Below are 25,564 nucleotides of genomic sequence, written 5' to 3'. Positions count from 1 at the left end.
CTGTTCAGTTCGCGGCCGCCGCCCGGCCATCCACGGGCCCGTCGGTGTTCAGGAGCGCGTACACGGCCATGTCGCGCCGCTCGTCGCCCACCCGCTGCCAACCCCGCAACAGCCCCTCCCGGCGGAAACCGGTCTCCTCGGCGATCCGGGCGGAGGCGGTGTTCCACGGCTCGATGTGGAGCTGGAGGCGCGGGACGCCGAGGTCGCGCAGGGCCCACCCGGACACCGTGCGCAGTGCCGCGCGGGCGACGCCCTGGCCGCGCGCGGACGGGACGAGCCAGTAGCCGAGCGAGGCGCGCCCCTCGGGCAGCTCGTGCAGCCAGAGCCCGATCGCGCCGACCGGGCGCCGGTCACGGGAGCGGACGATGGCGAACGGGTACCCCGCGCCGGTGGCCGCGCGGTCCCACTGGCGGCGGACGAACGCCTCGGCGGCCACGTCGGAGTAGCGGGCCGGGATCGTGGTGATGAGCGGGATGTACGGATCGAGGGAAGCCTCGCGGACCAGCGGGAGGTCGCTCATCTCCCAGGGGCGCAGGACGAAGTCGGGTCCCGCGGACATGCTCGGCACGGTCAGCGGCGTGCGGGCGGGGCCGGGGGCCGGTTCGGTGCCGCCGGGGTCGGCATCGGTGAGGGCTCGGGGTTCGGAGGCAGGCTCGGGGGCGGATGCCATGGGCGTATTGTCCCGCCGCCGAGCCTGGCCCGCCGCTCAGGCCGCGCCGGTCGCCCCCCGCGGGCGCTTCGCTCCGGTCAGGAAGTACCCGGTGAGCAGTGCGCCGAGCAGGACCAGGGCGGAGTTGACGAGGATGGCGGTGGAGACTCCGGAGAGCACCGCCTCCGCCCCGGTCGCCGCCCCCGTCCGGGCGGTGACCACCGCGCTCATCACCGGGATACCCAGGGCGATACCGACCTGCTGGGTCATCGTCGCCAGCCCGGTGGCCCGCCCCTGCTCCTCGTCCGGCAGCCCGGACGTGGCCGTCACCATGAAGCCGACGATCATCAGCATGTTGCCCACGCCGCCGACGAAGGTGGCCGCCAGCAGCAGCCAGATCCACGCGCCGGACGTGCCGAGCGCCACCAGCGTCAGCGTGGCCCCGGCCTGGACAGTGCCGCCCAGCACGATGGCCCGCCGGTTGCCGAACCGGCCCACCGCCCGTCCGCCGAGCACTCCGCCGACGACCGTGCCGATGCCGAGGACGCCGAACGCGAGACCGGTGGCCAGCGCGGAGTAGCCGAGGACCTCCTGGAGGTACAGGGTGAGCAGGAACACCAGCGAGGTCTCGGTGACGAAGGCGATCAGCCCGGCGGCGTTGCCCCAGACGACACTCCGCCGCTTCAGGATGTGCACCGGGACGAGCGGGGCGGCGGCCCGCCGCTCGATGGAGACGAACGCGGCGAGCAGCACGGCGCCGGCGGTGAGGGCGGCCAGGGTCGTGGGGGCGGTCCAGCCGGTCTCGGCGGCCTGGCTGAGCCCGAGGACGAGCAGCAGCAGTCCGCCGGTGACGGTGGCCGCGCCCGGCACGTCCAGCCGGGGCCTTCGCTCCGGCCGGGAGTCGGTGATGGCGGACGGGGCCAGGGCCACCACCAGGGCCGCGACCGGTACGTTGACGAAGAAGGCCCAGCGCCAGGAGAGCAGGTCCGTCAGGAGGCCGCCGAGGATCGCCCCGGCGGTGAACCCGGCCGACATCAGGGCCCCGTTGAGCCCGAGCGCGCGTTCCCGCAGCGGCCCCTCCCGGAACGCGGTGGTCAGCAGCGCGAGTCCGGCGGGGGTGACGGCGGCGGTGGCCAGCCCCTGGAGCACGCGGGCGGTCAGGAGGACCTCGGGCGAGGTGGCGAGGCCGCCCAGCGCGGAGGAGAGCCCGAGGACGGCCATGCCGCCGATGAACAGGTTCTTGCGGCCGACGAGGTCGGCCACGCGGCCGAAGAGGAGGGTGAATCCCGCCGCGGCGAGCGCGAAGGACGTGGCGATCCACTGGAGGTGGGACAGGGAGAAGCCGAGCCCTTCGCCGACGACGGGCAGCGCCACGTTCAGGATCGAGAAGTCCACCGCGATCATGAACTGGGAGCCGAGCAGCAGTGCCAGGACGAGCTTCTGGCGGCCGGTCATGCGAGGGCCCGCGGTGTGCGGGCCGGCTTTGGCCCGTGCGGTGGGGACGGGTTCGGTGTCGGCGGCGGCGCCGGGAGCGGTGCGGGATGCGGGCATGGCGGGAGCGCCTTCCTGGGCAGGGGAGCCCTAAACGGTCCTATGGTTCCGTTAGGGTGGTGTCACCGTAACAGGGGGAGTGGCTTTAATGGAACTGGAGACCCGTTATGACGTCTGAAGGTCCCGACGCCGAGGGGCTGGAGCCCGGCACGGTGCGTCCTGGCGGCCGTACCGCCCGCGTGCGGGTGGCCGTACTGCGCGCGGCCGGGGACGCGCTGGCCGAGCACGGTTTCGACGGGCTCGACCTGGCCGACGTCGCCCGGCGCGCCGAGGTCGGCAAGACGACCGTCTACCGGCGGTGGTCCCACCCCGCCGGGCTGGTGGCCGATCTGCTCTCGGACATGGCGGAGCAGTCGGTGCCGCGCGCCGACACCGGGTCGGTCGCCGAAGACCTCCGGGCCAACGCCCGCCTGGTGGTGAGCACACTCACCGACGCCCGGCAGGGAGCGCTCTTCGCCGCCGTGATCGCCGCCGCCACCTGCGACCCGCGGACCGCCGAGGCCCTGCACCGCTTCTACGCGGTGCGGATCGGGGAGTGGTCGGGCTGCGTCGAGGCGGCGGTCGAACGCGGCGAACTGCCCGTGGGCACGGATCCCGGCGAGGTCGTCGCGGCGGTGTCGGCACCCCTCTACTACCGGCTGCTCGCCAGCGGCGCCCCGCTCGACGAGGAGGCGGCCGACCGGGCCGCCGCCGCGGCGGTCGCCGCAGCACGGGCGGGGGCGTTCGTGCGGTGAGACCGCGAGCCCGTGCGGTGCCGGGGGCTTCGGGTGGCGGACCGGGCCTCCGTGCCATGCCGGGGGCCGCGTGCGGTGGGGTCGGGCCTCCGTGCGATGCCGGAGCTTCGGGCGGTGGGGAAAGCTCGGGGCGGTGACCGGCTTCGTGGTCCCGGCGGGGCGTCGATAAAGTGCGGGAATGATATTCGGTAAAGCCGGGTTCGGGGGTGCCGTCGCCGACTTCGAGTCCGCGGTGACGGCGCAGGACGCCAAGCGGTTCCGCAAGGCGTTCGGCCGGTTGCAGGAGACCTTCGGCCAGGCCCGTGAGCCGGAGCTGCTGGACGGCGGGCCGCGGCTCGCCGCCGTACTGGAGCAGGTGCCGCCCGGCCCCCGTGCCGTCGTCGCCGTCCTCGTCGGGGCCTGTGTCGAGCGCGGCGCCGATGCCGGGCGCTGCGCACCGGCCGTGCTGGCCGGGCTCCGGTGGGCCCTGGAGCAGGCCGCCGCCTTCGCCGAGGCGTGGGCCGCGACCGGCGGCGGAGCCTTCCCGGCGCCGGACGACGGGGAGCCGGGCGCGGAGGCCGTCGCACGTACGGGGCTCGATCCGGCGCTCGGCTGGTGGACGCTCCGCTCGTGGGAGTCGGCGGCCGTCTCCCTCCTGAACGACCGGACCGTACGCGACGGGCTCGACGGCCGGAGCGGGCTGCTGCGTCCGCTCGCCGCCGTGGCGGAGGCGTCCGGCCAGGCGTTCACCTCCCTCGCCTACGCCCTCAGGGTGCTGGACGACGAACCCCTCGTCGCCCTCCACCGGCCGAGCCGCACCGGCTACCTGCTGCGGCTCTCCGGCATCGGGGACAACTTCCAGCTGCACACCCTGCTCGCCGACGCGCTCATCGGCGGCGGGCACGTGGAGGGCCGCGCGCCGGCGCCGCAGGAGGCGGCCGTCTGCCGGGAGACCCCCGGACAGGTGGAGACCGAGGGCTCCTTCGACCTGGTGGCTCCGGGCGGCGAGCCGGTCTGGAACGAGGGCGCGCCCGCCGACATCCCGGTCGTCGACGGTGTCCGGCTGCTGGTCCTGGACGATCCGTCCTGCCGGCGGTCCTGGCCCGCGGGCCGGTTCTTCCCCGGCATGCGGGGCGACCTCCTGCTGGAGCGCACCCTCGACCCGGAGGAGGCGGAGCGCTGGTACGCCCACGTCTGTCCGGTCGCCTCCTCGGTCAGGGAGCCCGCCGGGGCCGAGGGCGCCGCCGGCTGACGCCGCGCGTGACGCCCCCGCCCGCGTCAGCCGATCCGGGTGCCCGTTCCGCTGACCCGGACACGGAGGTCGCCCGCCCGCAGTTCCACGGTGAGCGTGCCGGGGCGGCCCAGGTCCGCCCCCTGGTGCAGCGTCAGCACCGCCGCCTCCGGCACGAGTCCCCGCTCCCGCGCGTACGCGCCGAACGCGGCCGCCGCCGCGCCGGTCGCCGGGTCCTCGACGACCCCGCCCACCGGGAACGGGTCGCGGACGTGGAAGACCTCGGGGCCCTCGCGCCACACCAGTTGCAGGGTGGTCAACTCCAGCCGGTGCATCAGCGCTTCGAGCCGCGCGAAGTCGTAGTCCAGCCGCGCCAGCCGCTCCCGCGTGGCGGCGGCGAGCACCAGGTGCCGGGCCCCCGCGTAGGCGATCCGGGGCGGCAGCGCCGGGTCGAGATCGGCGTCCGCCCAGTCCAGGGCGGCCAGCGCCTCCGCCAGGTCCGCCCCGGCGACCTCCTCGACGTGCGGGGCCACGCTGGTGAGGGTGGCGCGCAGCTCGTCGCCCTCGCGTGCGACGGTGACCGGCACCGGCCCCGCCGCGGTGGCGAACTCCAGGGTGCCCGGACCGTCCCGCTCCGCCAGGGCCAGCGCCGTGGCCACCGTGGCGTGACCGCAGAAGGGGACCTCGGCCTTCGGGCTGAAGTAGCGGATCGTGTACGCGCGCTCGCCGGTCCGCTCCGTCAGGAACGCCGACTCGCTGTAGCCCAGCTCCGCCGCGACGCCGAGCATCCGCTCCTCGTCCAACCCGGCGGCGTCCAGGACGACACCGGCGGGGTTCCCGCCCGCGGGGTCGGCGGAGAAGGCGGTGTAGCGCAGGACTTCGGGCCCGGAGTCAGGTGTCATGCACCTCTCCAACCGCGTGGCCACGCCCGTCATTCCCGCCCGCCGTCATTCCCGCCCACGCGTCCGGCCCGTCGGCCGCCTGCTCGCCGGGCCCGTCCGGCTCCCCCTCCCGCCCGGCGTGCGCGGGCGGTGACGCGGCACGGTCCGGTACACGGCGGGGGGCTGGTCGCGGCCCCCGTTCCGCGACCAGCCCCCCCCGCCCCCGACACGTCTGCCGCGTACGGCCGGTCAGTGGCAGTTCTTGACGCCCTTGTTGGCCTTGGTGGACTTCCCCCAGGAGCAGGAGTCCTGGAGCTTCCCGTTGGGCTTGATCAGCCGGGCCGTGTCACCGGTGTTGTTCCAGACGTACGAGCCCCGGTTCCAGTGCACGGTGCCCGAGACGTTCTTGCCCTTGCCGGTGCGCAGCTCGACCGTCTTGCCCGCGCCGATCGTGTAGCTGCCGAAGGTGTAGGTGTAGCCGGTCCTGTCCTTCACCCGGTAGCCCTTGAGCTGGACCTTCTTCTTGCCGTTGTTGTGGATGTTCACCCACTCGGCGTTCAGCGACTTCTTCGACCGGTCGTCCTTGCCGGGGCCGTCGTACTGGACGGTGCCGAAGTGCAGCCCGCCCTGGTGGGCGGCCGCCGTGGCCGGGGCCGCCGTGGCGAGGAGCGAGCCGGCCAGTGCGGCGGCCAGGGGCGAGCGGCGCAGCGGTGCGTATGCGCATGCAGTGTTCCTTCTGTGTCGTTCTGGTGAAGGTGTAACAGGATGCGATCATACGGACAGCGCAGGCTTGCTCGGTCGTGAGCGGAGAAATATGTAAATCCGGCCACTCAATGGCCAGTCCGGGCATCTTTCGATCGCTTGCGGGCGCGCCTGCATCAGGCCGCGTGTCCGCTCCCCGCCGCGCGTCCGCTCCCCGCCGCGCGTCCCGGCCCGGTGCGGGTTGCCCTCAGCCGCGTCCGACGTACGGCATGGTCGTCGCCATCACCGTGGCGAACTGGACGTTCGCCTCCAGCGGCAGTTCCGCCATGTGCGTCACCGTCCGCGCCACGTCCGCCGCCGCCATCACCGGCTCCACCGCCAGCTCCCCGTTGGCCTGGAGGATGCCGGTCCGCATCCGCTCGGTCATCTCCGTCGCCGCGTTGCCGATGTCGATCTGGCCGCAGGCGATCCGGTACGGCCGGCCGTCCAGCGACAGCGACTTCGTCAGCCCGGTGATCGCGTGCTTGGTCGCGGTGTACGCGATCGAGTGCGGGCGGGGTGCGTGGGCGGAGATCGAGCCGTTGTTGATGATCCGGCCGCCCTGCGGGTCCTGCTCCTTCATCAGCCGGTACGCCGCCTGCGCGCACAGGAACGCGCCCGTGAGGTTCACGTCCACCACCGCCCGCCAGTCCGCCACGGCGAGGTCCTCCAGCGGCACGCCGCCGGGGCCGAACGTGCCCGCGTTGTTGAACAGCAGGTCCAGCCGGCCGAACCGCTCCCGTACGGCGGTGAAGAGCGCGTCCACCTCGTCGGCGTCCGTCACGTCCGTGGTGACGCACAGCGCCTCCGTGTCCCCGGCCCCGGCCGCCGTCTCCGCCAGCGGTTCGGCTCGCCGGCCGGCGAGCGCGAGCGACCAGCCCGCACCCGCCAGGGCCAGCGCGACGGCCCGCCCGATCCCCGAGCCCGCGCCCGTGACGACGGCGACCTTCCGGCCGGTCCCGTCGGCCCGCCCGGCCCGCTCCTCCCGTCGGGCCGTCTCGCCCTGCCCGGACCGCCCTGTCCGAACGGCCTGCTCCGTCGGAACGGCCTGCCCCGCCTGCTCGCTCTGCTCCGTCTGCTCCGTGTTCATGGCCCGGCAGCGTACGGGACAGGTCCGTGCGCAGGGCACGTGGTGCTCATCGACCCGCCATGCGGATGTTGTGCACGCGACAACGGTGCGTCGTCACGTCCGGCTGCCATGAATCCCGACAACATCCGGGCTGAGGAGGGGCATATGTCAGCCGCACACACCGTCATGACGCCCGATCAGGACACGAGGGCCACCGAACTCCGCGCCGCCGCACGGCTGCTCGAGCAGGGAGTGGGACGCAGACGCTTCCTGACCGTCACCGGGGCCGCCGCCGCGCTCGCCTTCGCGGTCAACCTGCCCGCCGCCGGGACCGCGAGCGCCGCCGAACTCGACGCCCGCAGGATCAGCGAGGACCCGTTCACCCTCGGCGTCGCCTCCGGCGACCCGCACCCGTCGTCGGTCCTGATCTGGACCCGGCTCGCGCCCCGCCCCCTGGAGCCGGGCGGCGGACTGCCCCGCGCGCGGGTCGAGGTGCGCTGGGAGGTGGCCCGCGACGAGCGCTTCCGCCGCATCGAGCGGCGCGGATCGGTCACCGCCCACCCCGAGTTCGCCCACAGCGTCCGCGCCGACGTCCAGGGCCTCGGCTCCGGCCGGATCTACTACTACCGCTTCCGCACCGGCGCCTGGACCAGCCCGGTCGGCCGCACCCGCACCGCCCCGGCCCCCGGAGCCCGCACCAGCTCCCTGGCCCTGGCCGCCGTCTCCTGCCAGGCGTACCACGACGGCTACTTCACCGCCTACCGCCACCTCGCCGGTGAGGACGTCGACGCCGTCTTCCACCTCGGCGACTACCTCTACGAGTACGCCGTCAACGCCACCGGCGGGGCGCGCAACTACACCGACCGACGCCTCCCCGCGCACGTCAACCGCGAGACCGTCACCCTGGAGGACTACCGGCTGCGGTACGCCCTCTACAAGACCGACCCGGACCTGAGCGCCGCCCACGCCGCCCACCCCTTCGTCGTCACCTGGGACGACCACGAGACCGAGAACAACTACGCGGGCGGCACCCCCGAGAACGACGTGCCGCCCGAGGAGTTCCTGCTCCGCCGCGCCGCCGCGTACCGCGCGTACTGGGAGAACCAGCCGCTGCGCACCCCGCAGCGCCCCACCGGACCCGACATGCGGCTCTACCGCCGCCTGACGTTCGGCCGGCTCGCCCAGTTCGACATCCTCGACACCCGCCAGTACCGCAGCGACCAGGCGTACGGCGACGGCTGGCGCACCCCCGGCCCCGAGTCCGAGGACCCCGCGCGCACCATGACCGGGGCCGCCCAGGAGCGCTGGCTGATCGACGGGTGGCGCGCCTCGGACGCCACCTGGAACGTCGTCCCGCAGCAGGTCACCTTCGCCCGGCGGCGCGACGTGCCCACCGACGCCTTCAAGCTCTCCATGGACTCCTGGGACGGCTACCCCGCCTCCCGGCAGCGGCTGCTCGCCGGGGCCGACGCCGCCGGGGTGGACAACCTCATGGTCCTCACCGGCGATGTCCACGTCTCCTACGCCTTCGACCTCAAGAAGGACTTCGACGACCCCGCCTCGCGCACGGTCGGCACCGAGATCGTCACCACCTCGATCGCCAGCGGCAAGGACGGTGCGGACCGCCCCGCCAACTGGGAGAACCAGACCCGCGCCAACCCGCACCTCAAGCACTACAACGGGCGGCGCGGCTACGCGCTGATCACCCTCGGGGAGAAGGAGGCCCGCGCCGACTTCCGCACGGTCGCGGCCGTCACCACCCCCGGCGCGCCCGTCACCACCGTCGCCTCGTTCACCACCGAGGCCGGGAATCCGGGGCTCACCCCCGCGTGACCGGGCGGGTTCAGCGGTCCGCCGGATAGCGGACGCCGACGCGGTCCCGTACCGCGTCGAGCGTCCGCATCACCGCCAGCGACCCCTCCAGCGGCACGAGCGGGGACTCCGGCTCGCCCGCCCGCACCGCGCGCGCCACCTCGGCCGCCTCGTACTGCATGCCCGACAACCCCTGCGGGCCCGGCCCCGAGGTGATCGTCTCCGGCTCCGCGCCCGCCCGCCGCAGTACGAGGTGGTCCGGGTGGAAGAAGTCGCGCGGTACGTCGATCCGCCCGGCCGTCCCGATCACGGTGGCCGCCGTCGGGTGGTGGCCGACGATCGAACAGGACAGCAGCGCGGACGCCCCGGAATCCCAGCCGAGCAGCATGCCGGTGTTCAGGTCCACGCCCTCCGGCGACAGCAGCGCGTGCGCCGCCACCCGGTCCGGCTCGCCCAGCAGCAGATGCGCGAACGACACCGGGTACACCCCGAGGTCCAGCAGCGCCCCGCCGCCCAGGTCCGGATCGCGCAGCCGGTGCCCCGGGGCGAAGTCGCCCGCGAAACCGAAGTCCGCCTGGACGGTCCGGATCTCGCCGATCGCCCCGTCCCGGACCAGCTCCGTCAGCCGGCGGACCACCGGGTTGAGATAGGTCCACATGGCCTCCATCAGGAACAGGCCCCGCTCGCGGGCCAGCGCCACCAGCTCCTCCGCCTCCCGGCTGTTGAGCGTGAACGCCTTCTCGCACAGCACGTGCTTCCCGGCCCGCAGCGCGAGCGAGACCGCCGCGTGGTGCGCCGAGTGCGGGGTGGCCACGTACACCACGTCCACCGCGTCGTCGGCGACCAGCTCCGCCCAGCTCCCGTACGCACGCCCGATCCCGTGCCGCTCCGCGAAGGCCCGCGCCGACGCCTCCGTACGCGACGCCACCGCCACCACCTCGGCGTCCGGGAGCCGCTGGACGTCCGCCGTGAACGTCGCGGCTATGCCGCCCGTCGCCAGTACGCCCCAGCGCACCGTGTCACCCGTGCCCGCGCCGCCCGCGCCCGCGCCCGCTGCCCCAGCCATGCCCGCCACCCCAGCCCGCCCGAAAAGGTATCGACCACTCCGGCCGAGCTGAGAGCATAGATGCGGATTCAACGATGTGGAGATGAGAATGCCGGAGAGCGGCGGCAGCCGGGCCCAGCACGCAGAGATACCCCCCTCCGGGGACCGTCCCGGAACCGACCGCGCACCGGTCGTCCAGCACGGCGACGCGGGCGCGCTCTCCGTCGACCCGGCGGCACCGCAGGTCACCGCCCCGGCCGGGCTGCCCGACCCGGCGGGACCCTCCGGTGCGGCGGGTCCAGCGGGCCCGGCGGCGAAGGCCGCCCGGCGCACCGGCCTCCTGGTCACCCTGGTCCTCGGCGGACTCACCGCACTGCCGCCGCTGTCCATGGACATGTACCTCCCGGCGCTCCCGGCGGTCACCGACTCCCTGAGCGCCCCCGCCGCCACCGTCCAGCTCACCCTGACCGCCTGCCTGGCCGGGATGGCCCTCGGCCAGCTCGTCGTCGGACCGATGAGCGACCGCTGGGGCCGCCGCACCCCCCTGCTGCTCGGCATGGTCGTCTACGTCCTCGCCACCGCGATCTGCGCCCTGGCCCCCACCGCCGGACTCCTCATCGGCTTCCGCCTCCTCCAGGGGCTCGCGGGCGCGGCCGGCATCGTGATCGCGCGGGCCGTGGTGCGCGACCTGTACGACGGCGTGGAGATGGCCCGGTTCTTCTCCACCCTGATGCTGATCTCCGGCGTCGCCCCGATCGTCGCGCCGCTGATCGGCGGCCAGGTCCTGCGGATCACCGACTGGCGGGGCATCTTCGTCGTGCTGACCGCCGTCGGCATCGTGCTCACTCTCGTCGTGTGGAAGTGGCTGCACGAGACGCTGCCGCCCGCCGACTGCCACACCGGCGGGGTCACCGACGCCCTGCGCACCATGCGCGGGCTGCTCTCCGACCGGGTCTTCACCGGCTACATGGTGGTCGGCGGTCTCGCCTTCGCCGTCCTGTTCGCGTACATCTCCGCCTCCCCCTTCGTCGTGCAGGAGATCTACGGGGCCTCGCCGCAGACCTTCAGCCTGCTCTTCGGGCTCAACTCGATCGGCCTGATCGTGGTCGGCCAGATCAACGGCAAGCTCCTCGTCGGCCGGATCAGCCTCGACAAGGTGCTCGGCCTCGGCCTCGCCGTGATCGTGCTGGCCGCCGTCGCCCTGCTGCTCATGACCCTCGGCGTCTTCGGCGAGGTCGGGCTCGTCCCGGTCGCGGCGGGACTCTTCGTGCTGATGTCGGCGATGGGCCTGGCCATGCCGAACACCAACGCCCAGGCGCTGATGCGGACCAAGCACGCGGCGGGCTCCGCCTCCGCGCTGCTCGGCACGTCCTCGTTCCTCATCGGGGCCGTCGCCTCCCCGCTGGTGGGGATCGCGGGGGAGGACACGGCCGTCCCGATGGCCGTGGTCCAGGTGGTCTGCGCGGTGGCGGCGGTGGGCTGCTTCCTGTTCCTGTGCCGGCCCTGGCAGCGCGCCGGGCGCGAGGCCGGCGGCCTCTGAGGCGGGGTGCGCTGCGGCCGGTACGGACTCAGCCCGTGCGCGGGTAGCCGATCAGATGCGTGCGGTCCTGCCGGTCCGTCCAGCGGAACACCCCGACCCCGGTCGTCTCCGTGCCCGGCAGCCGCGCGTTGCGCGACAGCCGTTCGGTGCTCCACGTGGCGAAGTCCATCGCCACCGGGATACCGCCGCCGGACAGCGCCTCCGAGGCGTCCCGCGCGTTCTCGGCCCCGTACGCGATGCCGTCGTCGGTCACCGTCGCCAGGGTCAGGTGGGCGGCCCCTTCCTCGTCCTCGTAGCAGCGGCCCTGCTTCGCCTCCAGGTCGAAGGCCAGGTTCCCGGCGATCAGGTACTCGCCCGAGGGGGAGAGGACGGCCTGCGGATAGCGCCCCGGCTTTATGGCCGGCTTGTGGCACTCCACCGAGGTGAGCACCTCGCCGGTCGCCGCGTCGTGCACCGCCCACAGTTCGTGGGTCCCCGCCCGCTTGGTCTTCTTCGCGGGCGCCCACTTGGCCAGCACCTGGCCGGGGGTCACCGACGTCACCACACCGCTGGCCTTGTCGGTCCCCTTGGGCGCGACGTTCCGGCTGAACCAGCCGCCACGCACCCAGAACTCCCGCGCCCCGCCCAGCAGCACGCCTCCGGGGGTCTGCCCGTGCACCTCGGTGAGCTGCTTGCAGCCCGTGCAGCCCTTGGGGTACTTCAGCTTGTCCGCGGTCAGTTCGGACACCTCACCGGTGACCGGGTCCACCAGGGTGCTGTTCGCCTTCGCGTCGCTGATCACGATGTCGGGGCCGGTCGTATGGACGTCCGGGGCGCCGGACCACGGCACCTCGACGCGCTGCCGGTTCCCGTTCGTCACGTCGTACAGGTCGAGCGCGATGAAGGTGCTCGACGGCGACAGGCCGTCGCCGACCTTCCCGTACGACCAGGTCACGAAGAACTGCCGGTCACCCTTGGCCACCGTGGCCAGCTTGGGGTGGTGCAGCGGGTCCGGCTGCCGCCACGCCTTGCCCCGCCAGCCCAGCTCGCCCGTGGCGGTGTCCACGGTGCGCAGCCGGAAGCGGTTGTCCTTCGTCCGCTCCAGATAGGCCAGCTGGCCCGTCGTGTGGGAGACGGTCACATCGGGGGAGGCGCCGATGATCTCCCAGCCCCGGTCCGTCGCGTACTGCGGCGGGACGGTCAGCCGGGTGACCGGCCCGGCGCTCGGCAGCGCGGGCTTCGGCGTACCGGTCGCCGCACCGTTCTTCCCGTCGCCGTCGGGGTCGCCGCCACAGGTGGCCAGCAGCAGGAGCAGGGCGAGAAGCACCACCCCGCCGACCAGCGTCAGCCGCACGATCTTCTGCCTCATGGCTCCCCTGCCGGACCCTCTTGATCTGGTGCCGTCCACGCGCGGGCCAGCGTAGCAACAGGCCGGTGACCGTGTGCAGTTCGCCGGATTCCCGTTCCGTACCCGTTCCCCGGGCCCCTGGTGCGGGCCCGGCGCCGGGCCCGCGCCGCCCGTGCGTGTGCCGCCGTGCTGTACGTACGCGTGCCGCCCTGCTGCCCGTGGGCGTACCCGCCGTGCCGCCCGTGCGCGGTTCCCCGCGTCCCGCCCGGCCCCGGTGCAGCGGAATGCGGCCCACCGGTCACCGCCGCCTACAATTCGGCGGTGAACGTCACCCTCCCCACCGCCCAGACCCTGCGTGCGGCGCTGGCCGGACTGCTCGACGGTCTGCCGCCCAAGCAGGCCGCGCAGGCCGTCGACCGGCTGATCGCCAGCTACCGCGGGGAGACCCCGACGGACGCCCCGATCCTGCGGGACCGCTCCGACGTCGTCGCGTACGCCGCGTACCGGATGCCCGCCACCTTCGAAGCCGTACGGTCCGCCCTCGACGCCCTCGTCGAGGCCGCGCCCGGCTGGACCCCCGCCACGCACACCGATGTCGGAGGCGGCACGGGCGCGGCGAGCTGGGCGGTGGCCGGGGCCTGGGAGGGCCCGGCCACCACCGTCCTGGACTGGGCCGAACCGGCTCTCGCCCTCGGCCGCGAACTGGCCGAGGCGTCCGGGGCGCCGGGCCTCCGCGACGTCCGCTGGCAGCGGGCCCGGATCGGGGCGGCGCTGGAGCTGGACCCGGTGGACCTGGTCACCGTCAGCTACGTGCTCAAGGAGCTGACCGCCGCCGCCAGGACCGAACTGGTCGACGCGGTCGCGGCGGCCGGGCAGGCCGTGGTGATCGTGGAACCGGGCACCCCCGACGGGTACGCCCGGATCATCGAGGCCCGCGACCGGCTGGTCGCCGCCGGGCTGCGGATCGCGGCCCCCTGCCCGCACAGCGCCGCCTGCCCCATCGAGCCGGGCGCGGACTGGTGCCACTTCTCGGCGCGGGTCAGCCGCTCCTCCCTGCACCGCCAGGTCAAGGGCGGTTCGCTCAGCCACGAGGACGAGAAGTTCAGCTACGTCGTCGCCACCCGCTTCCCCGTCACCCCCGCGCCCGCCCGCATCACCCGCAGGCCGCAGATCCGCAAGGGCCAGGTGCTGCTGGAGCTGTGCACCCGTGACGAGGGGCTGGCCCGCACCACGGTCACCAAGCGCCACGGCGAGCTGTACCGGGCGGCCAGGAACATCGCCTGGGGCGATCCCTGGCCGCCGGAGAACTCGGACTGAGCGGCGTCCTGCCGGTCAGACGCGCAGCTCCTGCGTACAGCACTTCACGCTGCCGCCACCCTTGAGCAGTTCGCCCAGGTCCATCGGGATCGGCTCGAAGCCCCGGTCCCGCAGCGGGCCCAGGAGCCCCGTCGCCCCCTGCGGCAGCAGCACGTGCCGGCCGTCGCCGACCGCGTTGAGGCCGAACGCCGCCGCGTCCGCCTCCCGTGCGAGCAGCGCGTCGGGGAACAGCCGCCGCAGGACCGCCCGGCTCCCGGCGGAGAACGCGTCCGGGTAGTACATGATCTCGTCGGTCGCGGCGTCCAGGACGCACAGCGCGGTGTCCAGGTGGTAGTAGCGCGGGTCCACCAGGTCGAGCCCGACGACCGGCAGCCCGAAGAACTCCTGGGCCTCCGCGTGCGAGAGCGGACTGGACCGGAAGCCGCGCCCGGCCAGCAGGTACGAGGCGGTGACGGCGAAGTCGCCCTCGCCCTCGTTGACGTGCTCCGGCTCGTGGATCTCGGTGAAGCCGTGCTCCCGGAACCAGTCCCGGTGCGCCCCGGCCTCCGCGTACCGCTCCCGGTACGCGAACAGCGCGCCGAGCACCCGGCCGCCGATCACCGTGGCCCCGTTGGCGGCGAAGACCATGTCGGGCAGGTCGGGGCGCGGGTCGAGGAGGTCCACGGTGTGGCCGAGGGCCCGGTAGCGGTCGCGCAGGCCCTCCCACTGGGTCTGGGCCAGCGGCAGGTCGACGGGCTTGGACGGGTCCATCCACGGGTTGATGGAGTAGGTGACCCGGAAGTGTGCCGGGGCACACATCAGGTAGCGACGAGGGGTGGCGTCACGGTTCAATTCGGGCTCCTCGCGATCGGCGGCGGTGGCCGCGGAACGGTGGGATGCGCACGGCGTGTGCGTCTGCCCATGGTGGGCCCCGGGCGCGGGATGCGCAGTGAACCGATCAGGTGGTTTATCGGCCGGCCCATCGGGGGCGGTGCGCGGGTGGCGACCGGTCGTGACTCCCGTGCGACGGCCGGTCGTCCCGGCCGGGGGCCGGACGGCCGCACCGTCACCCCGCAAGACGATACGTATCGGCTCGTTCGGCGTTAGGGTGAGGCATGGCATCCACCAAGGCCCCCGACTCCAGCCGCCGCAGCGACCGCTCCCGCCGCGCGATCCACGACGCCGCCCTCGCCCTCGTCGCGGAGGTGGGGTACCGGCGCACGACGATCGAGGGTATCGCCGCGCGGGCGGGCGTCGGCAAGCAGACCATCTACCGCTGGTGGCCCTCCAAGGCCGCCGTGCTGATGGACGCCTTCCTGGACCTGGCCGGCCGCACCGCCGAGGAGGCCGGAGAGGGGGCCGACGAGGGGGTCGCCCAGGGAGGGCGGGCCGGCGCGGCGCGGTCCGGTGAGGGGGTCACGGGCTTCCCCGACACCGGGGACCTGGCCGCCGACCTCAAGGCCGTCCTGCGCGCCACCGTCGACGAGCTGAACGACCCGGTGCTGGAGGCCGTCACCCGCGCACTGACCGCCGAGGGCATCGTGGACGCGAAGCTCGGCGCCGAGTTCGTCCACCAACTGCTCGACCCGCAGCTCGCGCTGTACGTCACACGGCTGCGGGCCGCCCAGGAGGCCGGGCACGTGCGCGCCGACGTCGATCCCCGGATCGCCCTGGAGCTGCTCATCGGCCCGCTGATGCACCGCTGGCTGCTCCGGACCCTGCCGCTCACCCACGCGTACGCCGACGCGATCGTCGACTACGCGGTCGGCGGACTCGCCCCCCGGTCATGATCACCGACCGGTCGGCGTATCCGGTATGTGGCGACATCGGGCGTGATGGTGCTCACTCGGTGCAGTGGTCCACGGCCCCGCTGGTGAGCTCTGGCCACCCGAACCGCAGGATGGTGCGACCATGGACGGACAACGCTGAGGTGAACTGCTGAGGTGAGGGGATAGATGGGCGCCGATTCCGGTCGTTTCCGCGGCACAGAGAGCAGGATCTCCCAGTGGCTGCGGCGACGCCCCAAACCGTCAGGGGCCGAGACCGACGAGACGGCCAGAGTCGCGCTGCTCCTGGCGGTCGCCGACGCGGGCATGCCCATCGCCCCCGCCGCCCACCCCCTCGGATACCGATGTTCGTGCGAGCGCATCGGCTGTCCCACCCCCGCCCGGCACCCCGTCTCCTTCGCCTGGCAGACGCAGTCGACCACCGACCGCGCCCAGATCGAGCGCTGGGCCGCCGGCCAGCCGCTGGCCAACTTCATCACCGCGACCGGCATGGTCCACGACGTGCTGGACGTCCCGCTCACCGCCGGCCGGGAGGCCCTGGAGCGCCTTCTCGACGCGGGCGTCCACGTCGGCCCGGTCGCCCAGTCCGGCGAGGACCGGATGCTGTTCTTCACCGCCACCCGCGGCACCCCCGAGGACGAGGACGAGTGGTGGCCCTGCGAGCTGGACTGCCACCCCGAGACCATGGACGCCCATCCGGGCCTGCGCTGGCACTGCCGGGGCAGCTACGTCCTGTTGCCGCCGGCCCGGCTCCCCGGCGAGCTGGACGTGCGCTGGGTACGCGGCCCGGAGCATGAACTGCCCGACCCGCTGACCCTGCTGGAGACGCTCACCGACGCCTGCGCGCGGTACGCGGGCAGCGCCGAGCAGAGCGAACTGGACCACGACGCGGTGGCCTGGCCGCTGAGCCGGTAGGCCGTTGACACGTGAGCCGGGGCCGGTGGCCCGCTGACACGTGAAGGACGCGTCGGCGGGCTCGTGGGGCGCTGCCCCACGAGCCGTGACCGGGCCGGCCGCCGACGCGGTGCCGGCCCCCGCCGCGCCGCTACTCGCCCTTCGCCGCGACCAGCCCCGGCAACCGGTTCAGCATCCGCACCTTGCCGCCGCCGCCCGCGTCCGAGCCGGAACCGGCCCCCGCGGCGCGCGGCGGCACGTACACCAGCTGGCAGGAGACCCGTTCCTTGGTGAGGCTGCTGTTCACCTCGCCGGTGAGCAGCGCCTCGGTGTCCGCGTTCACCTCGGGCCGCAGCCCCTGTGCCGCGGTCTGCCGCTCGAAGTGCCGGCTGCTGAAGAAGACCAGCGCCCCGCCGTCCTCGGTGCGCAGCCCGAGCGGGGCGAACGCCGCGTCCGACAGCGGCTGGTCGACGTACTGGTACGTGAACCCCGGCCGCTTGGTGGTGCGACGCGTCTCGCGCCACCCCGTGGTCGACGACGAGGGGGCGAACACGTCCGGGGCGCCGCTCTGCAGATAGCCGGTGTACGACGGGCTCAGCTCGGCCGGTGCCACGGCCAGCGACTCGTCGCGCGGCTCCACCGGGGTGGCGAGACCGGCCTCGTCCAGGGTGAACTCCGGTACCTGCGACGGCGGGACGACCGCGAGGTACGCCGCCTTCCACAGCGCGTCGGGCCCCGACCGTACGAACACCACCAGCCAGCGGGTGTCCAGCTTCCCGCCGTCCTCGTCCCGGTTGGAGTCGGTGTCGGCGAGGAACCAGCGCGGCCACCCCGCCTTCTTGGGAACGACGAAGGCCGCGTCGTCGAGCACCAGTGGCTGATGCCGCTCGTTGCCTCCGGGGTTGTACGTCCGCCGAGCCTTCAGACCGGCCTGGTTGATCGCGCCGAGCGAACCCGTCACCCGGTCCGCGTCCAGCGCCGGGTCGAACGCCTTGTCCGCCGCGTTGTAGGCGTCGGTGAAGTCCTTGAGCGCCTGTGCCGCCTCGGACTTCTTCGCTCCGGGCAGCACTTCCCGCTCCCCGTGCACCGTCACACAGCCGCTCGCCGTCACGCACAGCACCGTCGCCGTCGCTATACCCGCCGCCAGCCGGCCCAGCCCAGGGTGTCTCGTCATCCGTTGCTTCCGCGCCTTCTGCATCCCGTCGCCCGCACTGACCGTCGAAACCCTACCGGGGCCGCCGACGGCGTGCGGGCGGACGAGGACCGGATGCAGTCCCCGTCACCGGCGCGGGCCACGGTGCCGGACCGGCTCAGGCCTGCCGTACCGGCACGATCAACGGCCTGCCGGTACGCGGATGAGGGAAGACCTCCACCGGATGCCGGTAGACCTCGCCGAGCAGCTCGTCGCCGAACACTGCCTCCGGCGGGCCCAGTTCCGCGATCCGCCCCTGGTGCAGCACGGCGGCCCGGTCCGCGTACGCCGCGGCGAGCCCCAGGTCGTGCAGGACGACCACCACCGCGTCCCCGGCGGCGGCCCGCTCCCGGCAGACCCGCAGCACCAGCTCCTGGTGGCGCAGGTCCAGGGCGGCGGTCGGCTCGTCGAGCAGCATCAGCGGAGCCCGCTGCGCCAGCACCCGCGCCAGCGCCACCCGCGCCTTCTCTCCGCCCGACAACCCCGAGAACGGCCGCCCGGCGAACCGGGTCACGTCGGTGGCCGCCATCGCCGCCGCCACCGCCGCGTCGTCCTCGTCCTCCCGCTCCGTACCGGCCCAGGGCGCGCGCCCCATCCGTACGACGTCCTCCACCGGGAACGGGAAGGACAGCGCGGCGGACTGCGGCAGCACCGAGCGACGCAGCGCCAGTTCGGGCGCGGACCAGCCGGTGGCCGAGCGGCCGTCGATCCGCACCTCACCGGCCCCGGCGGGCAGATCGGCGGCCAGCGCGGCCAGCAGAGTCGACTTGCCCGCGCCGTTCGGGCCGACCAGGGCGACCACCTCGCCCGCGTGCGCGGTCAGCTCCACGGAGTCCAGCACCTGCCGCCCGCCCAGCCGCACCGACAGCTCGACGGCCTCCACGGCGGGGGCGCCGACGGCGACGGGCGAGGGCAGCCGCCGGGGGCGTACGGCGAACAGGTCTCGCAGCGTCCTCATGCCCAACCACCTTGCCTACGACGGGTCCTGCGCAGCAGCCAGAAGAAGAACGGACTGCCGAAGAGCGCGGTGAGCACCCCGAGCGGCAGTTCGGCGGGGGCGGCCACCGTACGGGCCGCGAGGTCGCCCGCCACCAGGACCAGTGCCCCGCCGAGCGCGCTGCCCGGTACGAGGAAGCGGTGACCGGGACCGTTCGCCATCCGCAGCAGGTGCGGGACCAGCAGCCCCACGAACGAGATGATCCCGGCGACGGCGACCGCGGCGGCCGTCAGCAGCGCCACCACCAGCACCAGCACGATCCGCAGTCGCTCCACGTCCACGCCCAGGTGGCGGGCGGGTCGCTCCCCGAGGGCCAGCAGATCCAGCTTGCGGGCGTGGACCGGGGCGACGAGGAGCCCGGCGAGCGCGCACGGGAGGACGGCGAGCACCTTGGGCCAGGTGGCCTGGGCGAGCGAACCGAGCTGCCAGAAGGTGATCTGGGTGATCTGCGCGTTGTCCGCGAAGAAGAGGAACAGCCCGATCAGCGCGCCCGCGAAGGCGTTGACGGCGATGCCGGTGAGGATCAGCGTCACCACCTCGGTCCGGCCGCCCGACCGGGAGAGCGCATAGACGAGCAGCACGGTGGCCAGGCCCGCGACGAACGCGCAGACGGTGATGGTCCAGTTGCCGAAGAAGCTCAGGCCGAGCGCGATCGAAGCGACCGCGCCGACCGCCGCGCCCGCCGAGATCCCGATGACGCCGGGCTCCGCGAGCGGGTTGCCGAACACGCCCTGCATCAGCGCGCCCGCGCAGCCGAGGGAGGCGCCGACGAGCAGTGCGAGGACGACGCGGGGGAGCCGTACGTTCCACAGGACGCTCTCGCCGACCCGGTCGAGCGCGTGGCCGCCGAGCCCGGCCCGGTGCTGGACGGAGGAGAGGACGTCCCCGAGCGGGATGCTGTACGCGCCGATCGCGGCGGACAGCAGGCAGCCCAGGAGCAGGGCGAGCGTGAGCGCCAGGGTGAGCACGAACGTCCTGCGGCGGCGGCGGGGGGCCGGGCGGTGCGCCGGCCACGTCCGGGGTCGCCTCCGGGGCCGTCGCCCGGACGGGTTCCGGGGCAGGGGCCGTCTCCGGCGGTGTCCTCGGGGGTTCCTCCACGGCTCCGCCGCGTTCCTCGTACGAGGCCGAGGTCGTCACCGGCCCCCGCCGCCCTTCGCGTACAGCTGCTCGACGATCTCGGTGAGCACCCGGTCGGTGCGCGGCCCGTAGTTGAGCAGCATCCCGTCGTCCACGGTGACGACCCGGCGGTCCATGCCGGCCGGGGTCTCCGCGATGCCGGGGATCTTCACCAGCCCCTCCATGCCGCCGACCGACGCGAACCCCTTGGTCATCAGCAGGATCGCGTCCGGCGCGGCCTTGGCGAGCGCCTCGCTGGTGATGGCGGTGAAGTCCTTGTCCAGCCCGGACTCCTTGCCGGCGTCCACCGCGCCCGCCGCCTCCAGCAGCGAACCGGCCCCGGACTCCGCGCCGCCCAGCAGATAGACGGCGGCCGAACCGCGCAGATAGAGGAAGGCGACCCGCGGCTTCCTCCCATCGGGGGTGGCCGGAACGGCCGCCCGGACGGCCGCGATCCGGTCCTCGGTCCGCTTCTTCAGCTCGGCGCCCGCCGACGGTACGCCGAGGGCCTCGGCGACGGTGTCGATGCGGCGGCCGACGTCGGCCAGTTCCGTGGCGGGCTCGACGACGAGCAGCGGGATGCCCGCGTCGCGGATCTGGTCGATCGCCTCGCTCGGCCCGGTGGTGGTGTCGGCGAGGACGATCGTCGGCTTGAGCGAGAGCACGCTCTCCGCCGACACGTCATGGGCCCTCGTCACCACCGGGAGCTTCTCCGCCTGTTCGAAGGTGGCGGTGATGTCGCGCGCGACCACCTGCCGGTCGAAGCCGAGCGTGAAGACGATCTCGTTGAGTGACCCCGTCAGCGGCACGATCCGGTCGGTGGAGTCGATCGTGACTTTCGTGCCGTCCGCCGAGTCGACCGTCACCGGCAGCCTCGGCACGGGCACGGCGGCCAGCGGCTCGACCCGGTCCGCTGCGGCGGAGCCCTTGACGGACGAGGATGCCGGGGTGGAACTCCCGCCTCCTCCGCACCCGGTCAGCACCAGCGCGAAGGCCACCGCTGTGGTGAGGGCGGCGACCGCACTGCCTCGGGCCGGACGGCGGCGGGCGGCTCCTCCGGCGTCCGGGCCCGCGGGCCCCCCGGTCGCCCAGGGGGCGAAGTCCTGCGAGATGTGCACGGGGCACCGTCCTGTCGTTCCGAGGCGCGCGATGGGGCGTACCGGTGGGCGTACCGATGGGGGCGTACCGGCCAGCCGTACCGATGGGGCGGGCTGATGGGGCGTACCGGCGTGGCCCGCTGATGGAGCGTGCTGATCGGCCGTGCTGCTGAGGGGTGTTGAGGGTGTGGCTGAGGGCGGGTGGATACGTCGGGCGGGTGGAGGAGCTGGAGGGGTTCCGGCGCGGCCGACAGTAGCTTAGGTTAGCCTTACCTTTGTATCTAGTCCTCGGAGGGTCCCTCATGCCGTCGTCCAGATTCATCCGTGCGCTTGCCGTCGTGCTCCTCGCGGTCCTGCTGGGGGCCCTGCTCCCCGCCGCCGCGCAAGCGGCGAGCCGCACGGTGCAGGGCGGCCGACTGGACTGGGGCATCAAGTCCTCCTTCCAGAGCTACGTCACCGGGCCCATCGCGGGCGGCAGTTGGAGCCTGACCGGCGGCGCGGCCACGGTCGGCGGCAGCCGGTTCCGCTTCCACTCGGCGACCGGCTCCTACGACCCGGCCTCCGGAACACTCGCCTCCGGCTTCTCCGGCGGAGTGCACTTCACCGGCCACCGGAAGGCCGACGGCGGCCATGAGCTGGACCTCACCATCAGCCGCCCCACGATCCGGATCAGCGGCGGCAGCGGCATGCTCCACGCGGACATGGCCAGTACGGAGCGGGGGACCGGCAAGGTCACCCGGCGCTCCCAGGTCCCGCTGGCCCGGCTCGGCCTCGGCGGGATCGACATGAAGGGCGGTTCCACCCCCGTCGTCCTCACAGGCGTGCCCACCACGCTGACCGCCGAGGGTGCTTCCGCCTTCGCCGGCTACTACACCGCCGGCACCCCCCTCGACCCGATCGACCTCTCTGTCGACACCCGCGGTGCGGCAGCCGAGCCGGAAGCGTCCGCCCCGGAGAAGAAGGACGACGGCGCGCAGGGCGAGAAGGCGACGGCGGAGAAGAAGGCGGGCCGCTTCGAGGACGCCGCCGTCGACTGGGGTGTCCGACGCACCTTCCGCGAGTACGTCACCGGCCCCATCGGCCAGGGCGCGTGGACGCTCACCGGCGGAGCGCGGGACGGCGGGGCCCTGTTCCGCTTCCCGCAGGGCAAGGGCACGTACGACGCGAAGAAGCAGACGCTCGACGCGGACTTCGGCGGCAGTGTCCGCTTCACCGGCGAACACGGCCTCGATCTGACGTTCGCCGCCGTCTCCGTCTCCGTCTCCGAGGGTGAGGGCACCCTGTCGGCCGACGTCACCAGCGAGGGCAGAACCACGAAGGACGTCCCGGTCGTCACCTTCGCCGCCGAGGACTTCGCCCCGAAGGACGGCCTCGCCGCCCTCTCCGAAGCCCCCGCCACCCTCACCGCCGAAGGCGCCGAGGCGTTCGGCTCCCTGTACACGGCGGGTACCGCGATGGACCCGGTCTCGCTCGCCGTGACCGTCGACGAGAAGGCCGAACTGCCCGCGCTGCCCGACCTCGGCAGCGAACCGGCCGCGGCCGCCGAACCGGCGAAGAAGGTGGCGGAGCGGCCCTCCGCCGCACCGGCCGCCGCCTCCTCCGGCCCCGGCTCCGGCTCCGGACCGGACACGAGCGTCTGGGCGGCCATCGGCGGCGGTGTGCTGCTGCTCGCCGCCGGGGCCTTCTTCGCTCTGCGCCGTCGCGGGTCAGGACCGAGCTCCGGGACCGGGGCCGGGACCGCCGCAGGCTCCGACGCCGCCGCCACCTCGGGCTCCGAGACCGACGCGACCACGGGCTCCGATGCCCCCACGACCTCCTGACCCCGGCACCTCTGCGCGCCCTCATGGGCCGTCATCTCCCCACGGCCCCCCGCCCCTCCCCGTTTCGCACGGCCTCCCGCCCCTCCCCGTTTCGCACGGCCCCCTGCCCCTCCCCGTTTCGCAAGGAGACCCACCGACATGGCAGCAACACGCCACCCCCTGACCCTCGCCGCCGCCGTCGCCACGGCCGCAGCCCTGGGCGCGACCTTCGCCCTGCCCGCCCTCGCCGCCGAAGGCTCGCCCGAGGCCGCGCCCGCCCCGAAGCTGGAGCTGGTGGACGGCACGCTGGACTGGGGCGTTCTCGCGGACTTCCGCAGGTACGTCGCGGGTCCCATCGCGCAGGGCAGGATCACTGTCACGGACGGCGCCGAACAGGCCGCAGGCAACGGGGTGTTCACCTTCACCGACGGCAAGGGCTCGTACGACACCTCGACGCACGACTCCGACACGGCGTTCCGGGGAAGCGTCCGGTTCGAGGGCCACCACGGCGTGCTCGACGTCAGGATCGGCGACCTCAAGGTCCGTTCGGGCCGCGAGAGTGGCACCATCACCGCCGACTTCACCAGCAAGAAGATGGACGGCACCGTCGTCACCAAGGACGACGCCGTCATCGCCGATCTCGACATGACCGCCGCCGAGCCCGGCGGCGGCGCGGACGGCGCGATGGTCTTCGCCGGCATCCCCGCCACGCTGACCGCCGACGGCGAGGACGCGTTCGCCGGCTTCTACGAGAAGGGCAAGGCGCTCGACCCGGCGACGCTCTCGGTCAAGCAGGCGCCCAAGCCCCCGGTCACGCCCCCGGCCACCCCTCCCGCGACGCCGCCGGCCTCCGGCGAGCCCACCGGCGAACCGGGCACCGCGCCGGCCCCGTCCGCCTCCCGCGCCGACGATCCCGTCAGCGGCCCCGTGGTGGACGGCACCCTGAACTGGGGCGTCAAGGAGCGGTTCCGCGCGTACGTCCTCGGCCCGATCGCGCACGGCAAGGTCGAGACCAGCGAGGGTGCCGCCGTCTCCGGCGACGGCTACCGGTTCGGCAAGGCCACCGGCCGGGTCGACGCCGACAAGAACACGCTGAACGCCGCCTTCCGGGGCAAGGTGCGCTTCCTCGGCCACGAGACCTCCGGCGCGTACGAACTCGACCTCTCCCTCAGCAACGTGAAGGTCGACGTCAAGGGCACCAGCGGCAAACTCCTCGCCGACGTCTCCACCAAGCCGCGCCCGAGCCGGGCGAACCCGGAGCCCGCGGTGAAGGTCCTCACCGGCGTGCCCTTCGCAGACCTGAAGGTGCCCGCGGGTGCGCTCGCCGCCAAGGACGGCATCGTGCACCTCAAGGGCGTCCCGGCGACCCTCACCGAGGACGGAGCCAAGGCGTTCAGCGGCATGTACCCGAAGGGCGAGCGGCTCGACGCGCTGAACGTCGCGGTCTCCCTCGACCGGGACGCCCGGCTCCCGGACGGCTCGAAGGGCGGCTACGAGAACTGCGCGGCGGCCGAGGCGGCCGGAGCGGCCCCCGTCAAGAAGGGCGAGGCGGGGTACTCGACCGGCCTCGACGCGGACGGTGACGGCGTCGCCTGCGAGCCGGGCGAGTCCACCGGCGGCTCCGGCTCCACCACCGGCGGTGCGGCCACCGGCGGCGGTGGCACGGTCGGGGGCGGCTCCGCCGGCGGTTCGGCGGGAGGCTCCGGCGCCCTCGCCTCCACCGGCTCCGACCTCCCGGCCGGCGCCTTGATCGCCGCCTCCGGCGTCGTCGTGGCGGCCGGTGCCGGTGTCGTGTTCGCGGCGCGCCGCCGCCGTGACGTCACCTCCTGACCCACCCGCACCACCCCGCAGGGCCGTACCGGCGGTTCAGCCTCCCGGTACGGCCCCGCCGGCCTGCCCCCGCTCGGTTCCCGCCCCGTCGTCCGGCAGTGCTTGAATGCCCCCGTGAACGACTACGGCGTACCCCACGGCATCGACGTCCTGCGGGTGTTCTGCGGACCCGACGGCCGGCACGGCAACGCCCTGGGCGTCGTACGCGACGGACGCGGCCATCCCGACGAGGCGTCCCGGCAGCGACTGACCCGGCAACTCGGCTTCAGTGAGACCGTGTTCGTGGACGACCCGGAGCGCGGGCGGGTGGACATCCACACTCCGGGGCTCCGGCTGCCGTTCGCGGGCCACCCGCTGGTGGGCGCGGCCTGGCTGCTCGACCTGGAGGTCCTGGAGTTGTCGGTCGGGGAGGTGTTCGCGCGCCAGGACGGCGAGTTCACCTGGATCACCGCCCGGCCCGAGTGGGTCCCGCCGCGCACGCTCCAGCAGTACGCGAGCGCCGCCGAGGTGGAGGCGCTGTCGGGGCCGCCGCCGGGCGAGGGGTGGCTCTACGTCTGGGCCTGGGAGGACGAGGCGGCCGGGCGGGTGCGCGCACGGGCCTTCCCGAGGCGCGGGGAGGAGTCCGGGATCATCGAGGACGAGGCGACCGGCGGCGGCGGCCCTGCTGCTCAGCGCCCAGCTGGGTCGGGCCCTCAACATCACGCAGGGCCGCGGCTCCCAGATCCTCACCGCCCCCGCGCCGGACGGCACGGTGGAGGTCGGGGGTCGTGTCCTGATGGCCGCCCGGGGCGGCCACGGGCGGGGAACGCGAACGGCTCCACCGGTGTTCGCGGTGGAGCCGTAGGCCGTCACGCGTGCGCGCACGCACGGGAGTCGGGGGTCGGGGAGGACGTCGGCCTGGTGCCACGGCCACGCGTGCGCGCACGCACGGGAGTCGGGCGTTGACCGGGGCCTCGGCCGCGCGGCGGGGCCGCGCCTGCGCACGTACCGGGTCGCC

Annotated in this window: 19 protein-coding genes and 3 pseudogenes; 10 read left to right on the top strand and 12 right to left on the bottom strand. The window is 74.1% G+C overall.

Annotated features, from left to right (window positions below; all coding sequences use genetic code 11):
• Positions 1 to 4: 4 nt before the first annotated feature.
• Entirely contained in the window at positions 5 to 559 is a 555-nt protein-coding gene (locus QFZ71_RS07225) for a GNAT family N-acetyltransferase (protein ID WP_307671360.1), read from the bottom strand.
• 147 nt (positions 560 to 706) lie between these two features.
• On the bottom strand, positions 707 to 2,200 hold the full coding sequence (locus tag QFZ71_RS07220; protein ID WP_307667431.1) for an MFS transporter: 1,494 nt from the start codon (positions 2,198 to 2,200) through the stop codon (positions 707 to 709).
• Between the two features lie 107 nt (positions 2,201 to 2,307).
• Between QFZ71_RS07220 and QFZ71_RS07215 the strand changes: the two genes are divergently transcribed.
• Both QFZ71_RS07215 and QFZ71_RS07210 read left to right on the top strand, forming a co-directional pair.
• Complete coding sequence (locus tag QFZ71_RS07215) at positions 2,308 to 2,934, top strand: TetR/AcrR family transcriptional regulator (RefSeq protein WP_307667430.1); 627 nt, start codon at positions 2,308 to 2,310, stop codon at positions 2,932 to 2,934.
• A gap of 178 nt (positions 2,935 to 3,112) precedes the next feature.
• The gene (locus QFZ71_RS07210; RefSeq protein ID WP_307667429.1) at positions 3,113 to 4,165 is read left to right on the top strand and encodes a hypothetical protein; all 1,053 of its coding nucleotides are present in this window, start codon (positions 3,113 to 3,115) and stop codon (positions 4,163 to 4,165) included.
• A gap of 26 nt (positions 4,166 to 4,191) precedes the next feature.
• Here the strand turns inward: QFZ71_RS07210 and QFZ71_RS07205 are convergent, their stop codons facing one another.
• The 3 genes and pseudogenes from QFZ71_RS07205 to QFZ71_RS07195 all read right to left on the bottom strand — a co-directional run bounded on the left by QFZ71_RS07205 (position 4,192) and on the right by QFZ71_RS07195 (position 6,856).
• Entirely contained in the window at positions 4,192 to 5,046 is an 855-nt protein-coding gene (locus tag QFZ71_RS07205; RefSeq protein ID WP_307667428.1) for a PhzF family phenazine biosynthesis protein, read from the bottom strand.
• A 228-nt stretch (positions 5,047 to 5,274) separates the two neighbouring features.
• Positions 5,275 to 5,749 (bottom strand): annotated as a pseudogene (locus tag QFZ71_RS07200) (lamin tail domain-containing protein).
• A 225-nt stretch (positions 5,750 to 5,974) separates the two neighbouring features.
• Complete coding sequence (locus tag QFZ71_RS07195; protein WP_307667427.1) at positions 5,975 to 6,856, bottom strand: SDR family oxidoreductase; 882 nt, start codon at positions 6,854 to 6,856, stop codon at positions 5,975 to 5,977.
• Positions 6,857 to 7,000: 144 nt separating this feature from the next.
• Between QFZ71_RS07195 and QFZ71_RS07190 the strand changes: the two genes are divergently transcribed.
• Positions 7,001 to 8,668, top strand: a complete 1,668-nt coding sequence (locus QFZ71_RS07190) for an alkaline phosphatase (protein WP_307667426.1) — start codon at positions 7,001 to 7,003, stop codon at positions 8,666 to 8,668.
• Positions 8,669 to 8,678: 10 nt separating this feature from the next.
• Here QFZ71_RS07190 and QFZ71_RS07185 read toward each other — a convergent pair whose 3' ends face one another.
• Positions 8,679 to 9,713 (bottom strand): Gfo/Idh/MocA family protein, encoded by a 1,035-nt coding sequence (locus QFZ71_RS07185; protein ID WP_307667425.1) that lies wholly within the window; start codon positions 9,711 to 9,713, stop codon positions 8,679 to 8,681.
• 88 nt (positions 9,714 to 9,801) lie between these two features.
• Between QFZ71_RS07185 and QFZ71_RS07180 the strand changes: the two genes are divergently transcribed.
• Positions 9,802 to 11,232, top strand: coding sequence for a multidrug effflux MFS transporter (locus QFZ71_RS07180; protein WP_307671359.1), 1,431 nt, complete (start codon positions 9,802 to 9,804; stop codon positions 11,230 to 11,232).
• 28 nt (positions 11,233 to 11,260) lie between these two features.
• Here the strand turns inward: QFZ71_RS07180 and QFZ71_RS07175 are convergent, their stop codons facing one another.
• Entirely contained in the window at positions 11,261 to 12,580 is a 1,320-nt protein-coding gene (locus tag QFZ71_RS07175; protein ID WP_307667424.1) for a hypothetical protein, read from the bottom strand.
• 300 nt (positions 12,581 to 12,880) lie between these two features.
• On the opposite strand from QFZ71_RS07175, the gene QFZ71_RS07170 reads away from it, so the two are divergent.
• Entirely contained in the window at positions 12,881 to 13,876 is a 996-nt protein-coding gene (locus tag QFZ71_RS07170; RefSeq protein WP_307667423.1) for a small ribosomal subunit Rsm22 family protein, read from the top strand.
• A gap of 15 nt (positions 13,877 to 13,891) precedes the next feature.
• Here the strand turns inward: QFZ71_RS07170 and ddaH are convergent.
• A pseudogene (ddaH, locus tag QFZ71_RS07165) lies at positions 13,892 to 14,728 on the bottom strand (dimethylargininase); the annotation flags it as partial.
• Positions 14,729 to 14,970: 242 nt separating this feature from the next.
• Between ddaH and QFZ71_RS07160 the strand changes: the two are divergent.
• Positions 14,971 to 15,645 (top strand): TetR/AcrR family transcriptional regulator, encoded by a 675-nt coding sequence (locus tag QFZ71_RS07160; RefSeq protein WP_307667421.1) that lies wholly within the window; start codon positions 14,971 to 14,973, stop codon positions 15,643 to 15,645.
• A gap of 165 nt (positions 15,646 to 15,810) precedes the next feature.
• Positions 15,811 to 16,557: a bifunctional DNA primase/polymerase gene (locus QFZ71_RS07155; RefSeq protein WP_307667420.1), complete on the top strand. Its 747-nt coding sequence runs from the start codon at positions 15,811 to 15,813 to the stop codon at positions 16,555 to 16,557.
• Positions 16,558 to 16,687: 130 nt separating this feature from the next.
• Here QFZ71_RS07155 and QFZ71_RS07150 read toward each other — a convergent pair whose 3' ends face one another.
• From QFZ71_RS07150 to QFZ71_RS07135, 4 genes are all read right to left on the bottom strand, one after another.
• Positions 16,688 to 17,710 (bottom strand): hypothetical protein, encoded by a 1,023-nt coding sequence (locus QFZ71_RS07150; RefSeq protein WP_307667419.1) that lies wholly within the window; start codon positions 17,708 to 17,710, stop codon positions 16,688 to 16,690.
• 136 nt (positions 17,711 to 17,846) lie between these two features.
• The gene (locus QFZ71_RS07145) at positions 17,847 to 18,686 is read right to left on the bottom strand and encodes a heme ABC transporter ATP-binding protein (RefSeq protein ID WP_307667418.1); all 840 of its coding nucleotides are present in this window, start codon (positions 18,684 to 18,686) and stop codon (positions 17,847 to 17,849) included.
• The gene (locus tag QFZ71_RS07140) at positions 18,683 to 19,786 is read right to left on the bottom strand and encodes an iron ABC transporter permease (RefSeq protein WP_307671358.1); all 1,104 of its coding nucleotides are present in this window, start codon (positions 19,784 to 19,786) and stop codon (positions 18,683 to 18,685) included. Before QFZ71_RS07140 ends, QFZ71_RS07145 begins: the two co-directional genes overlap by 4 nt.
• Positions 19,787 to 19,858: 72 nt before the next feature.
• On the bottom strand, positions 19,859 to 20,959 hold the full coding sequence (locus tag QFZ71_RS07135) for a hemin ABC transporter substrate-binding protein (protein ID WP_307667417.1): 1,101 nt from the start codon (positions 20,957 to 20,959) through the stop codon (positions 19,859 to 19,861).
• 281 nt (positions 20,960 to 21,240) lie between these two features.
• On the opposite strand from QFZ71_RS07135, the gene QFZ71_RS07130 reads away from it, so the two are divergent.
• The 3 genes and pseudogenes from QFZ71_RS07130 (at position 21,241) to QFZ71_RS07120 (ending at position 25,411) form a co-directional block, all read left to right on the top strand.
• The gene (locus QFZ71_RS07130; protein WP_307667416.1) at positions 21,241 to 22,758 is read left to right on the top strand and encodes an HtaA domain-containing protein; all 1,518 of its coding nucleotides are present in this window, start codon (positions 21,241 to 21,243) and stop codon (positions 22,756 to 22,758) included.
• A gap of 138 nt (positions 22,759 to 22,896) precedes the next feature.
• Positions 22,897 to 24,567, top strand: a complete 1,671-nt coding sequence (locus tag QFZ71_RS07125; RefSeq protein WP_307667415.1) for an HtaA domain-containing protein — start codon at positions 22,897 to 22,899, stop codon at positions 24,565 to 24,567.
• A gap of 114 nt (positions 24,568 to 24,681) precedes the next feature.
• A pseudogene (locus tag QFZ71_RS07120) lies at positions 24,682 to 25,411 on the top strand (PhzF family phenazine biosynthesis protein).
• Positions 25,412 to 25,564 lie beyond the last annotated feature (153 nt).

The organism is Streptomyces sp. V2I9, assembly GCF_030817475.1.
Classification (GTDB): domain Bacteria; phylum Actinomycetota; class Actinomycetes; order Streptomycetales; family Streptomycetaceae; genus Streptomyces.
Note: the sequence above shows the minus strand (reverse complement) of the source record. Positions and strands in the feature narration are given on the sequence as shown.

Coding starts and splice junctions, on each gene's coding strand:
- QFZ71_RS07190 (WP_307667426.1), top strand. CDS start 7,001: ATGTCAGCCGCACACACCGTCATGACGCCCGATCAGGACACGAGGGCC.
- QFZ71_RS07125 (WP_307667415.1), top strand. CDS start 22,897: ATGGCAGCAACACGCCACCCCCTGACCCTCGCCGCCGCCGTCGCCACG.
- QFZ71_RS07145 (WP_307667418.1), bottom strand. CDS start 18,686: ATGAGGACGCTGCGAGACCTGTTCGCCGTACGCCCCCGGCGGCTGCCC.
- QFZ71_RS07210 (WP_307667429.1), top strand. CDS start 3,113: ATGATATTCGGTAAAGCCGGGTTCGGGGGTGCCGTCGCCGACTTCGAG.
- QFZ71_RS07195 (WP_307667427.1), bottom strand. CDS start 6,856: ATGAACACGGAGCAGACGGAGCAGAGCGAGCAGGCGGGGCAGGCCGTT.
- QFZ71_RS07215 (WP_307667430.1), top strand. CDS start 2,308: ATGACGTCTGAAGGTCCCGACGCCGAGGGGCTGGAGCCCGGCACGGTG.
- QFZ71_RS07225 (WP_307671360.1), bottom strand. CDS start 559: ATGTCCGCGGGACCCGACTTCGTCCTGCGCCCCTGGGAGATGAGCGAC.
- QFZ71_RS07180 (WP_307671359.1), top strand. CDS start 9,802: ATGCCGGAGAGCGGCGGCAGCCGGGCCCAGCACGCAGAGATACCCCCC.
- QFZ71_RS07160 (WP_307667421.1), top strand. CDS start 14,971: ATGGCATCCACCAAGGCCCCCGACTCCAGCCGCCGCAGCGACCGCTCC.
- QFZ71_RS07185 (WP_307667425.1), bottom strand. CDS start 9,713: ATGGCTGGGGCAGCGGGCGCGGGCGCGGGCGGCGCGGGCACGGGTGAC.
- QFZ71_RS07130 (WP_307667416.1), top strand. CDS start 21,241: ATGCCGTCGTCCAGATTCATCCGTGCGCTTGCCGTCGTGCTCCTCGCG.
- QFZ71_RS07175 (WP_307667424.1), bottom strand. CDS start 12,580: ATGAGGCAGAAGATCGTGCGGCTGACGCTGGTCGGCGGGGTGGTGCTT.
- QFZ71_RS07155 (WP_307667420.1), top strand. CDS start 15,811: ATGGGCGCCGATTCCGGTCGTTTCCGCGGCACAGAGAGCAGGATCTCC.
- QFZ71_RS07205 (WP_307667428.1), bottom strand. CDS start 5,046: ATGACACCTGACTCCGGGCCCGAAGTCCTGCGCTACACCGCCTTCTCC.
- QFZ71_RS07150 (WP_307667419.1), bottom strand. CDS start 17,710: ATGACGAGACACCCTGGGCTGGGCCGGCTGGCGGCGGGTATAGCGACG.
- QFZ71_RS07220 (WP_307667431.1), bottom strand. CDS start 2,200: ATGCCCGCATCCCGCACCGCTCCCGGCGCCGCCGCCGACACCGAACCC.